The 11,695-nt window shown below is 59.2% G+C and carries 9 protein-coding genes and 2 pseudogenes; 6 read left to right on the forward strand and 5 right to left on the reverse strand.

What is annotated here, in order from left to right:
• Positions 1 to 2,395: 2,395 nt before the first annotated feature.
• Positions 2,396 to 2,531: pseudogene (locus QJT82_RS44015) on the forward strand (IS6 family transposase); the annotation flags it as partial.
• Between the two features lie 423 nt (positions 2,532 to 2,954).
• Here the strand turns inward: QJT82_RS44015 and QJT82_RS44020 are convergent.
• On the reverse strand, positions 2,955 to 4,865 hold the full coding sequence (locus QJT82_RS44020; protein WP_018270203.1) for an NEL-type E3 ubiquitin ligase domain-containing protein: 1,911 nt from the start codon (positions 4,863 to 4,865) through the stop codon (positions 2,955 to 2,957).
• A 1,233-nt stretch (positions 4,866 to 6,098) separates the two neighbouring features.
• Here QJT82_RS44020 and QJT82_RS44025 point away from each other — a divergent pair.
• Complete coding sequence (locus tag QJT82_RS44025; protein ID WP_016842032.1) at positions 6,099 to 6,260, forward strand: hypothetical protein; 162 nt, start codon at positions 6,099 to 6,101, stop codon at positions 6,258 to 6,260.
• Positions 6,261 to 6,410: 150 nt separating this feature from the next.
• The gene (locus QJT82_RS44030; protein WP_129964890.1) at positions 6,411 to 6,656 is read left to right on the forward strand and encodes a hypothetical protein; all 246 of its coding nucleotides are present in this window, start codon (positions 6,411 to 6,413) and stop codon (positions 6,654 to 6,656) included.
• Positions 6,657 to 6,704: 48 nt separating this feature from the next.
• Here QJT82_RS44030 and QJT82_RS44035 read toward each other — a convergent pair whose 3' ends face one another.
• The 3 genes and pseudogenes from QJT82_RS44035 to QJT82_RS44045 form a co-directional block, all read right to left on the reverse strand.
• Positions 6,705 to 6,833, reverse strand: coding sequence for a hypothetical protein (locus QJT82_RS44035; protein ID WP_256438835.1), 129 nt, complete (start codon positions 6,831 to 6,833; stop codon positions 6,705 to 6,707).
• A 265-nt stretch (positions 6,834 to 7,098) separates the two neighbouring features.
• Positions 7,099 to 7,203 (reverse strand): annotated as a pseudogene (locus QJT82_RS44040) (IS481 family transposase); the annotation flags it as partial.
• Positions 7,188 to 7,577: a hypothetical protein gene (locus tag QJT82_RS44045; protein ID WP_225163822.1), complete on the reverse strand. Its 390-nt coding sequence runs from the start codon at positions 7,575 to 7,577 to the stop codon at positions 7,188 to 7,190. The pseudogene QJT82_RS44040 and the gene QJT82_RS44045, both read right to left, overlap by 16 nt.
• Positions 7,578 to 7,831: 254 nt before the next feature.
• On the opposite strand from QJT82_RS44045, the gene QJT82_RS44050 reads away from it, so the two are divergent.
• From QJT82_RS44050 to QJT82_RS44060, 3 genes are all read left to right on the forward strand, one after another.
• The gene (locus tag QJT82_RS44050) at positions 7,832 to 8,110 is read left to right on the forward strand and encodes a type II toxin-antitoxin system ParD family antitoxin (protein WP_075968511.1); all 279 of its coding nucleotides are present in this window, start codon (positions 7,832 to 7,834) and stop codon (positions 8,108 to 8,110) included.
• Complete coding sequence (locus tag QJT82_RS44055; protein WP_016842027.1) at positions 8,100 to 8,276, forward strand: type II toxin-antitoxin system RelE/ParE family toxin; 177 nt, start codon at positions 8,100 to 8,102, stop codon at positions 8,274 to 8,276. The genes QJT82_RS44050 and QJT82_RS44055 overlap by 11 nt, the downstream gene beginning before the upstream one ends.
• Positions 8,277 to 9,025: 749 nt before the next feature.
• Positions 9,026 to 9,868 (forward strand): electron transfer flavoprotein subunit beta/FixA family protein, encoded by an 843-nt coding sequence (locus QJT82_RS44060; protein ID WP_026192380.1) that lies wholly within the window; start codon positions 9,026 to 9,028, stop codon positions 9,866 to 9,868.
• A gap of 245 nt (positions 9,869 to 10,113) precedes the next feature.
• On the opposite strand, the gene QJT82_RS44065 is transcribed toward QJT82_RS44060, so the two are convergent.
• Positions 10,114 to 11,430: a DUF3422 domain-containing protein gene (locus tag QJT82_RS44065; protein ID WP_026192381.1), complete on the reverse strand. Its 1,317-nt coding sequence runs from the start codon at positions 11,428 to 11,430 to the stop codon at positions 10,114 to 10,116.
• Between the last annotated feature and the right edge of the window lie 265 nt (positions 11,431 to 11,695).

Genomic DNA, 11,695 nt, shown 5'->3' on the forward strand with positions numbered 1-11,695 from the left:
CCTTGCAATCCAAAAACAGTCCACACCAGCAAATGCGATTCTGCCTCAATCGCTTAGCCGATCTTCACGGACGACTATTCATTCTGGCGACCCGTCCTTACGATCGAGAGGTCCCCTGCCTTCTAGGTCAGGGATCCGTCACTCCGACAGTTACGCTTGGCAGAATATCGACCGAACCACAACTAGCGCGAGTTCAATTGTCATGGATTTTGTGAGCATGCTTACCGCCGGCGCAGCTTCATTCCCGTATTTCTACCGGAGCTCCAACATGATTGCGTACCGTGTTCATCGCGCAAGGGCGCCCAAATTCTCGATAAATTTGCAGCTCACAAGGTTGTTCTTGCGAAAGGCAACGACGATTGCCTCTTCCTCAATCGAGCGGACGGTCTTGCAACCCGTCGGTGCATCGTGCACGACGCCGCCTTACGCTGCTTGGTGATGGTCTTCTGATTAGGACCGTGCTGGCTAATTCTTTAATTCTTTGAGCGAGCTTTCGATCGCTGTATCGCCGCTCGTGGCGCGCGTGGCCGTGCGCTGTCATAGAGTGTTTGGCCACAGGTCCTCCCGCATGATGGATCAGACGTCGTTCGCCCTGTTTTCCCTCGCTTCGAGGCATCTGAGAGCCCGTTGGTATTCGAACTCGCACCACGCAAGCTCGAATGGTTCCATCAGTATCTCTATCCACGTCTCGGCAAATGCTGTCATTCCGACGAAAAATAGAATTCGCGACCTCCCGATTCGCTATCAGTTGACGAAGCCGGCGAAGACGAATGAGATGTCGCTGTGGCCAGCCGCGCATGCAGCTAAGAGGATCGTGATCAGCGGCTCAATTGAACCTTGGTAAAAATTGGGCACCTCAAGGGGGTCACTTAACGATACGAAAGTTTATGGCGGTCGTTCGCCTGGCTCGCACACTTCATCCAACGGCTGCCCGAGCAGCAAAATAATCCCCTGCGCCATCTTCCGCAGCTAGTAGCACGCATCCATTGCAAAAAACCGCGTCCGCGACGCTACGCCAGTACACCAGCGCACGTCGTCGAGTTAGCGGTGGCAGAAAGCTGACCGAGTTGCCGTGGGCGATGCAGTCAATGAGGATGTCGGCTAGACGCTCCAAACGCTTATCCACTTCGTCGGGCGCCGATGCGCCGTACCTGAATATCGTCCGTCATCTGATTTCGGACAGAGCGAGCCGATTGCCCCGGGCTGGCTCGGACGGTGGGTTAATTGCCAACACCACGGAAATAGCGAGTTTCCATCGGAGCGACATGCTCTTGAATTGCCATAAGGTGGTCACGTGCCGTGTCGCCTAACCCAACCGAAGCTGGCAAATCACCATAGAAGATTGCTCCGCCAAGGCTGCAATGCTTAGCTGCCCGCTCGAAGCGCCCGGACAAGGCACGCTCCGTATTACGAACCGAATTTTGCGCATAGCTCCGCAGCACGAAACAAATTTAACGCGGAGATGAGATTCTTGTCGCGTGGGAACAGCCTCCGAGCGGACTTGATCCGCGAGTCGTGGTCCAGTCCAGATATCGTCTGGCTCTCAAGAATAAGTGCCTCGGAGAATCTGCGAAGAGCAGGGTGATACTGGTCAAGGGCGGCCTCGCTGCGTCTATCGGCACGAGTCATCATTTTAAAGAAACTTTCGTCGTCCTCTGAGGGGGGCTGGGCGGAATCGCACTGCGAGTAGCTGGCTCGCAGCAAACGCGAAGATTGCTCAACGGCGCCTCATCGTTCGATTAGTAGAATTCGTTGACGTGAGCGATAGGATTGCTGATTTGCTTAGATCAAACGCTTGACGCCGAAAGCGGAGAACATGCCCGTAATCGGCGAAGTTCGGTGGTACTGCTTTAATGTGCACCTTTGATTCCGAGCCATAGCATTACCAGTCGCGTCATCAATGCGGCGCTGGTCTTCTTCAGACTGATGAGGACAGGTACCGGTACTGGCTGGGAGCGCCGTCGCCAAGGACGGCTCAAACGTCTATTGCCTCGCCGGCCCCTCTTGCTGCTCTTCCGAAGTGGCATGCTGCAGCTGCGACCAAACTGTTACATTGGATGGGGTCACGATTGTGCGGGTCCACCCAGCCTCACGTCCAAGATCACCTGAGCAGACATCCTACCAGAGCAAGCTTTCGAGAAGCTGACGAAGCCGCAGCGTAGCTGCTCGCGCTCGGGCGGGGCGAAGTTGGCTCCGATCTCTTCCGTCACGCTTACGTCATCGGCTTCCCTCGGGCATGGTGTCGGGCCGAGAGCGCCGAAGTGACTTTGGATCGTCGACATTCAGAAGGTGAGCCGCGCGCCGCCCTATCGGATGGTCAGCAGTGGCAGCCTTCCGGCCCGGTAGCTCTGCGGCGAGCGCCCTGGTTTATCGTCGCCATTACTTCCTACCGGAAATGATCGGATATAGCGTTTGGTTGTATTTCCGGTTTCCCTTGAGCTTGCGCATTGTCGACGAATGCAGGGGGCGCTGGGCGTCGAGTGAGCTATGAAATCTTGCGCCGATGGGAACGGAGATTCGGCAAGGCGTTCTGCGCTGCCACCAGCGCGCTCCGCTCGCGGTCACAAACGGGATCCGGATGGAGTCTGATCCGGTGGCGGAGAGCGACATCGGCTACGACGCGAGCGAATCATGAAGCGGCATTGGCCGCGCTGTCGAAGTATCCTGCGCGTGATCAAGTTCAACCCAGGCTATGCCAGTCGTGACCTGACACAGCCTTGCACGGACGAACGTGGTCTGTTCGTCGTAATCCAGGCGAGCAATGACCTTGAACTCTGGCATCGCTTGCTAGTTTAGAATCGCGGGTTTCCCAGGTACGGCCGGCGAGCGAACAACACGCCGAGGTGGTCGGAGGTGGTCATCAGACGGCAACTGCATCATCCATGCGACCTGAACAATCGCTCGTCCCGTAACGACCAAACGAGACTGCAGGATCGGAGCGGCTATCGCATCGATCAGAGCTCGAGGCCCTGCTCCCGGAGAACCTTATGCATCAGCTCGCCCTTGATCTCGCAGGCGATTTCGCTGAGGATCTGGGCTCCGACCACCCGCCGGGCATCGACATCATCCGTCAGGCCAGGCTCCGCGAGTCGTTCGTTCAAGCGCGTCGGAAACTCATCTTCCATTGCATCGGCAAGCCGGTCCCGCATCGCGGCATGATCATCGGGGGCGATCCGCTTCACCACCGTATCCCAAGGCTCCCAGCGCGTTGCCAGAAAATCCGCGAAACCCGCCGCTTCCTGTTCCCGCACCGACGTCTCAGCCCGGGCAACGTCGTCCGCCGTGACGTCAGAGAGATTCAAGAAGCGCATATCAGGGGCGATGTGGCGCAATTCCAGCCGATCCCGTAGCTGGGTCTGATAGGCAAGATAGACCTCGATCTCGTCGATATTGGCGTCCGGGTCGGCACGACGGAGCGAGCGGACCGTCTCGCGTGCGATATCGTCAAGCGCCTCCAAACGAAACATGACACGGCCGTGTTGGAGCAGTTGGTCGAGCTGACTGTCATAAAGCCCATCCTTGACATCAGCGTTCAGGCGTGCGGTCTGCATACCGTTCCAAGTCAAAGTGACGCGGTCCTCGCAGGACGCAGTCGCTCCACTGGCCAGCTCGAAATACTGCTCGCGCAGCCGCGGCCTCATCGCGGCCTGTAGCAGATTCTCGGCCACCTGGTCGCGGAACGCCTGATGACCATAGTTCACGGTGCCCGCGAGCCTTTCGAGAAAGAGTGCGAAGTCCTGCGCACCCGGCTCTTCGGCGAAGCCCTGCCAGGCGGCCACTGCGCCGGGCTCGTCCGCGAGCCAATCCGCAACAACCTCGTGCAGGAGTGGCGGCTGATGTTCCACCGGTTGTAGGGGCATCGACAGCAAGACCTGCGGGCCGGCATAATCCGGGCCGCGCGTGGCTGACGCCAAATCGGCCAGCACTGGGCCCGGTATCGGATTAGATCGCACATCGATGCTGGACGCGCTGCCGAGCTGCGTCAGCACGGTCGCGGGCAGGCCGGTGAGCTGATTGTTGCTGGCGCCGAGCATTTCAAGGCCGACCGGGAGTGTCTCTGGCAGATTGGTCAGCTGATTTTCGCTGACGTCCAGGTATCGAAGTCTGGCCGGAACGCCAGGCAAGCTTGTCAGCTGGTTGTCGCCTGCGTCCAGGTACCGCAGCCTTGCTGGAAGATCGGGCAGACTGGTCAGCTGATTTTCGCTGACGTCCAGGCGGCGGAGCCTGGCTGGAAGATCGGGCAGGCTGGTCAGCTGGTTATTGCTGGCAGACAACTCCTCGATCGTTGCCGGAAGGGCGGGCAGATCGGTCAGCTGGTTGCTATCGACAGTCAAGCTGCGGAGCCTAAATGGCAGCTCTGCCGGCAGGCTGGAAAGCTCGTTGGCCATGAGGTGGAGGTGCCGGAGCCTGCTCGGAAGGGCGGGCAGACTGGTCAGCCGGTTGTCAGAGGCGTAGAGGTCCCGGAGTCCGCCCGGAAGCCGGGCCGGCAGGCTGCTCAACTGGTTGCCGATGACATTGAGGGTCCGGAGCCTGGGCAAGAGTGAGGCTGGCAAGGCGGTCAGGGACAATGACGACAAATTCAGCTCGTCTCCGACATCACCTTCGTCCCGCCATGCCCTCGTCCGGTTGACCCCCTCTTGCCGATTCTCGTCTTCGCCCTGCCCCTCTTCCGCTGCCCAGGTCGCCAGGACGCGGTCCTGCGACGAGACGAGGTCGGCGGCGGCCGCTCCTGTCGCCCACCGCGTCAGGGCTGACGCCCACTGGGTCAGGCACGAAGGGGACTGCCCGGCGGCCCTAGACGTTGGCTCGGTGCTTTCGGATTCGAAAGGTATGCCGGCGCGAGGCTGGGCCCGTTCTGTATTCATCGAACTCCATGGCATGTCTTGTCTCAGCCGACTAGGCGGCTCAAGCTTTTTGCGCCACCTGAACAGCTAGCTCACATGAAGGCCGGCCATGCGAGCCACCTCGGAAACAGTCGCTCCCGGCTCGAGCGATGCTGCAACTAGCTTTCCTTCTCATCTCGCGACCACCGAGGCTCGACCGATGTGATCACCTCTGCCCGCGAAATCGTCATAGCCCTTCTCCCAGGATGCCCCCTAGGACCTGCAGCGCTTGCCTCCGTCAAACAAGGCGGCCGTCAACGGAGGCGTACGCTAGGAAGCTCAGCTGTCGATAAGCTGACGAGCGTCAGGTTATCCGCCATGTTCAAAGACTAGCGCGCGCCAATCGGGAGCAACTTCAAATACGGTCTGAGCAGTGGGCAAGGGGCAGGTTGCGGCGGATCGACCCGGGCCCCCAACACAATTTGTCGACCCAGAGTCGTGGGACTCAAAGCTGGGTGCGAGATTTGCCGACGCCGTTTTGGCATGAAGGGGATCAAGCAGGTCTGCCTCCCCCCGATAGCTGGAATATGGCGAATTCTCCCCGCGACCAACCTATCCGCCAGTGGAAAGCCATCCACTATCATTTGTGGAAAGCCTCGGGGATATCGATCTTCGGTGCATCACAGTACATGCGCAAGTGGTCACCGCGTCGGCGTTGTCTGCCGTATCCATCGCCTTACTCCTTTCTTGCGCGGCCTTCCGTTGGTCCGCAGTCGCCGTCCATATGCATTCACTATGCTTCCATCTGCGATTCCACTCGATCGTGCCGCGGACTAGAACCGCTCAAACAGTTAATCGTGGGCGACGGCATGCTGGAAAGCAGAGCTTCATCCGAATGCTTATGACGGGCTCAGCGGTATCTGGCCGTGGCAAACGAGTGACCCCAAGGTTCTGCAGCGACACCCGTCAGCTGATCGGCCTGTAGGCCTGCTAACGGCAGAACGCTTCCCCGGGAACGGTCCTGGGTGCTCCCGCTCGAACAGGCTTTTGGCGCTGGAGAACACGGACGGGCGTCACCCTTGCCCAAACATCTCGAGCCGAACTGATCGAGCAAGGACGCAGCTTCGTGGAAATATCGTGCCTCCTCGATGCCGCCAGCGAGGAGACTCTCCGGCTTTACCAGATCGGTGTTGACGATACCGCGGCCGAAGAAGCCTTTGAGGACGCCATGAATCAGCTGCGAATGGTTACAATCGCGCCACGACCATCGAGGGGATGCGGGCGACGGCCTCAGCGGTCCTCCATTTCGAATGGGACGCAAACGTCGAGTTCACTGAAGAGGCCATCGAAGGAGCGGCCTTCGGCGTGCTTGTCGCCGGCCTGCTCGACAGCCCGCTTCCGGATCGTCTGCCCGACTGGGCCGCGGCCAGGATCTGAATCAACGAAAATTGGCCCGCCGGCCCTGAACTGGCATCGGCGGTCCGACCTCGGCATCAACTGCCCGTGAAATGTGAGGCGGTTCACACTCGATCATCGCGAGTTGGCCTAATGCACGAGCGGGTGGCAGCTCGGTGTCGGAGAATCGTGATGCCGTTTTTCAGCAGCCAAAGCTTGGCGTCGGCAGCCGCCGCTTCAGTACTCAGTATTCTCATCGTGGGAGCGGTTGCCTTTTCGGCTGTTGGTTATGTGGAGTGGTCATCGGGCGTTAATCTGACCCATTTCATGGGCCGGACTGCCGCGGATGCCTCAACGCCAGTTCTACTGCTCAAGGGGCGAACAGGTTGCGAGCAGGGCAATAGGCCGCTGCCGGCGCTTTCTCTACCGCTCGAATGACGCCGACCTAAAGCGACCGCGCCCAATCCTCCCAAGCCCCGTAGGGCCTCATCGCCTGGTGGCGACGTGCAACGGCGAATTTGTGCCCGGCTCGGGCGCTCCCGTGGTTGCCCATACCGCAATGCCGATGGCCAGCGCGAGCAGCACGGTCTTTACAGCAATCTTGTCGTCAGACATCTCGAGACGCCTCTCGCGCGTCAGCGCGGTAAATCTCAAAAATTACGCCGCCGGGCCCGAAATGGTTTGTCCCGGCGGCGCCCTGTCATTCCCAGCGCTAGGGCCCTGAAATTCCCAACGTCATTTCTTTAGCAGGTACGCCGAGGGACGACTGTTGCCTAACTCACACAAGGTCCAAAAGAGGAGCCGACGCTCAGGGTCGGCGCGCCAGCTCCTCCGAAACGTGACCGTGCTGTCTCCCCAACGGTCCCGTCCCTTAGGCCTCGAAAGGCTGCTTGGCAGGCTTGGCACCGACGACCTCGGGCGGGCGGCTGATTCCATGGCGCTGCAGGCGACGGTGCAAGGATGACCGCGTCAGATGGGGGATAACCGTAGCCACCAGTGCTCACCGAACGACCGCTGAATGCTGGTCAAACCCAGGGCATCCAGATCGAAAGCGGCTTTCTCGACGTCCTTTGGATCGACTTGCGGTAGGAGCTTGCACAGATCGTTAATGGTAAGGCTTCGCCCTGCCATGCCATCGCCACTCGCGCGTGCGAGAGCCACGGCCAAATCGAAGCGAGGACCGACCAGCGTTGTAGTTGGCGCCAGCATTTGCGCATGTCGGTCCGGCCGTTCGGAATGCTCGTTGGTGCGTTCTGAGATTGCACCTTCCCAATGAGGGCGGGCTTTCTGAGCCTGGCTAGGGATCAATTCGCCAGCCAGTTTGACCACCACGTCGCCAAGTGGGACTTCGCCGGCCACGGCCTAAAGCTTCGCACATTGTCGTCCTGATGGTTTTTCTCCTGATCGGCTTGCGATCCTCTTGATCGTAGTTCATGGCTCAATCACATGAAGTTGGTCGACGCTAGCAAAACCGCCTCAGATAGACTGAGCCAAGAGATTTCGTCACCTACCCACCGTTTGCCTCCGTCCCTCCACAACCTCACGTTGCTGGCGGATCAAAGCGCGGTATTTAGAGCATAAAGTAATATATTATGAGGCGAGGAGGCGTGCCTATGGCCACGAGTTATACCGTCGGCAAACACTACGAGAGCTTTATCAAGGATCTCGTCGATAGCGGACGCTATGCAGCCGCTAGCGAGGTAATGCGGGAGGGACTGCGCCTTGTTGAAGAACGCGAGGAGCGTCGCAAGGCGAAGCTTGAGGCATTGCGTACCGCTATCCAGGAAGGCTTGGAAAGCGGTCCGGCAGAACCGTTTGAGCCCGGCGAACTGGTTGAACAAATTAAGGCCCGCGGACGCGAACGGCTGAAAGCCGGGAAGCATGGCGGGTAATCTCACCAGGCGGCCCCAGGCCGAGACCGACCTGGAGGAGATCTGGCTCTTGATCGCATCGGACAACACTGCGGCTGCGGATCGCTTGCTCGATCGTATCGGCAATGCCTTTCAGATGCTTGCCAAGAATCCACGGCGGGCCGCCAGCGGCCCGAGCTGGGGATGAAAATTCGGAGCTTTACTGTCGGCAACTGCGTACTGTTCTACGAAGCATTTTCCAACGGTGTCGAGATCGGGTGCTGCATGGTGCTCGCGATATCACGCCGGAGGATTTCGACCGAGGACTTTGCTTTGTCAGCCATCCACAATCGCATTTACGATTTTACGATGGAATCTCGGCAGGCACTCAAGAGCGACTGAGGGCTGATCCAAGCTTGGGCTGATGGTCTTTCCCGGGAGCGGCTCCCGCCAACATCAAAGGCTGTGGGGGCGCCTGAATCAGCAGATCGAGGCTCATGGGGAGCAGTTAGGCAGGTGGCTCCCGTTGGCGCGATCGGGATCTGCATAAGCAACCTCATCGTTCGTTTGGCTGTGCTCGGTCCTTAGGATCTCCTGTGCTGCCTTGAACCCCTCAAGAGCTGCAGGAATGCCGCAATATGCCGTCGCGCGAAGCAGGCCGCCTTGATCTCGTCGATACTGGCGCCGTTCCGGAGCGCGACCGGACCTGCAGCTTGAATTGCGCAGGAGTCGCGATGTGGGCCTTGCAAGCTCACGGCTCCGCGCCGTGGTCGGACGGAACGGAATGGCGCTGTCGCAGTTGCGACGGGTGTCGATATTCGTTCGTCCAGAACACCGGGCCGGAGGGGCGATCTACCCATCTAAACCTCTGTGGCAGCTAACAGATTCCAAAATCGGGCGCTGTGGTACAACACTTGCTGTTCTCTTCGCAGCTACCGCAACCTTTGGAGCAACTCAGTGCACATTGTCGTCTGCATTAAACAGGTTCCGGACTCTGCGCAGATCCGCGTGCACCCCGTGACCAATACGATCATGCGTCAGGGTGTGCCGACGATCATTAACCCATATGACCTCTTCGCGCTCGAGGCCGCTCTCGAGCTGCGCGAGCGGTTCGGCGGCGAAATAACCGTGCTGACGATGGGGCCGCAATCGGCGGAAGATTCCTTGCGGAAAGCGCTGACCTTCGGCGCCGATCGCGCCGTACTGCTCACCGATCGCTGCTTTGCCGGCTCCGACACCTTGGCCACAACGTATGCACTGGCAACCGCCATCCGAAAAATTGGCAAGGAATATGGTCCGCCAGACCTCATCTTTACCGGCAAGCAGACCATCGACGGCGATACCGCGCAGGTTGGTCCCGGCGTCGCAAAACGGCTGGGTGTGCTGCAGCTGACCTACGTCGCCAAGGTCAAAACCCTCGACCTCGCTGCCCGTACAATTGAAGCGGAGCGACGCTCCGAAGGTGGTGTCCAGGTGCTGCACACGAGGCTGCCTTGTCTCATCACCATGCTGGAGGGGACCTGCCAGATTCGGCGCGGCGCGATGGCCGATGCCTTGCGTGCTGCGCGTGCACCAATCGTGAAATGGAGCGCGCACGATGCCGGCGTCGAGGACGTCTCCAAATGCGGCCTTAAGGGCTCGCCGACCGTCGTCAAGCGAGTCTTCGCTCCCTCTGCACGGGCTGAGAAAGCGGCGCTGGTTGAGGCTGCCGAGCAACCAGCGCAGGCGCTGATTGATGCTATTTTTAAGCATCAACCGAAGCTCGAAACTGATCTTGCGGCGCTAGCCCGCGATGCTTGACCTGGGAGTCTTGGCGACGATAAGCGTTACGGTCCTGAACGCGTCAAGGTTTGCCTCTCATCCGGTCACATCGACATTGCACGGAGACGTGTAGAGCCTGGCGCCGACCGATCAGCGGAGCTGAAGCGCAATCCTCCCGTCGGCGATCACCTCTATCTGGGCCGCCGACGACTTGGTGAAAACTGTTGCCACGTGGGTCGGGCATGTCTGCCGTCAAGCTCTGTTGTCAATCAGCTAAATGATGCTTACCTGTCCGTTACGGACGGCCCGTCGCGATGCTTGAGGTGTCGCTTTCGTGCATTGTAACTAACCAGCCAGATCACCCCGACTGCGACCGGCACGCACGCCGCGGTTAGATAAGAGGGTTCTACATGGAGACCAACATCGTGCGCTCCCTTGGCAAGGTAGCCAAACAAACTGACCACGTAATATCCTATCGCCGCGACCGACAATCCCTCCACCGTGCACTGCAGCCGAAGCTGTTGTCCGGTGCGTTCATTGATAGCGTGCAATAGGTCGCGGTTCTGCTGTTCGATTTCAACGTCGACACGGGTTCGCAACAGATCGGCGGCGCGCGCCAACTTGACCGACAGAGTTACCTCACGATCCTTGGTCGTCTCGCAAGTTCGCATCGCAGGCGCCATCCGGCGCGCCAGGAACGACGACCATGTGGGATAGTCCGTGATCTCACTGCCTTCGATGATGGACAGTCGGGATTGAACTAGCTCGTAATAAGCTCTGCTGGCGCCGAAGCGAAACAGGCTTCCGGTCGCGCCTCGCTCGAAAGAGGCGGCCAACGCGGTCAGTTCGGCAAGGAGATGGTTGTTGAGCTTCAATCCCTCCGCGCCTTGCATTTCTTCGAGCACCTCGCCGAGACGTCTGTCAATGCGATCGACAAATGGACCAAGCTCAAGAGCGGCCGACAGACCAAGCAGCGCCAACGGACGATAGGTCTCAACTTCAAGCAGCCGCTGCACCAGTGCACCAAGATTGTGCGGCGTCAGCCCGAGGTCGCAGACAAGAATTTTGGTGAAACCGTTTTCGTCGACTCGAAAATCCGAGGCCATAACACTTGCTCCGCCCTTTATGCGGGCCATGGCGAGGCTGCTCTTGTCAAAAAGTTGTTCGGCGCGCCTCAATGGGGCGGCGTGCTGCTCGACATCCAGCTTGATTGCGACCAGCAATTGCCCTTCCTGCCGCAAGTTGCGCATCAAGGAGTGAACCGCACTTTGGGAGTCGCCGCTCTGTCGAGCGAACGGGCCATTCGCTATCCAGGTAAAGATTGCGAATTCGGCATGCTGCTCCCAGCGAAGCACAACGGGCCCGATGTCGATTTGGTGATGTTTCGCTGAGAGCTGCGGAGCTGGAAGGTCACGCTCTCGACAAAACGTGACGAAGGCGCGGCGATCGCTTGCGGCCGCATCGCCCTGCGAAAGAAATGCGAAGTGTGTCACCTTAAATGGAGGAATAAGCTGCATAAACGGGCGCGCATGCACTTCATTGAGCACGGCATCGCGTTGCGAATGTAGCTTGAAACTTCGAAGATCCAGTTTGTCGGGCACGTCTAAGCACCTCGTGTCAGAATTGGCGCGCATTCATCTGTCAGCACGCGAGTGGCATTGGTTTCGACTCTAAGGGTCTGTTCGCGCGATAGAGTGGTGGCGCGGGTTGATCCGAAGCCGCTCAAAGCTGCGAAACCAGCGCCAAACGTGTTGGTTGCCACCGGACGCGCACGAACATCGCTCGACATCAAGTCGGAGGCCAAGCGGTCTTAGGAAGACAAATATGTCTGGCAACTCCTTGGCTCACATAGGTCGGAGGCCAAGC

It is taken from the genome of Bradyrhizobium sp. Mp19, from assembly GCF_029952935.1.
Taxonomy (GTDB): Bacteria; Pseudomonadota; Alphaproteobacteria; order Rhizobiales; family Xanthobacteraceae; genus Bradyrhizobium; species Bradyrhizobium elkanii.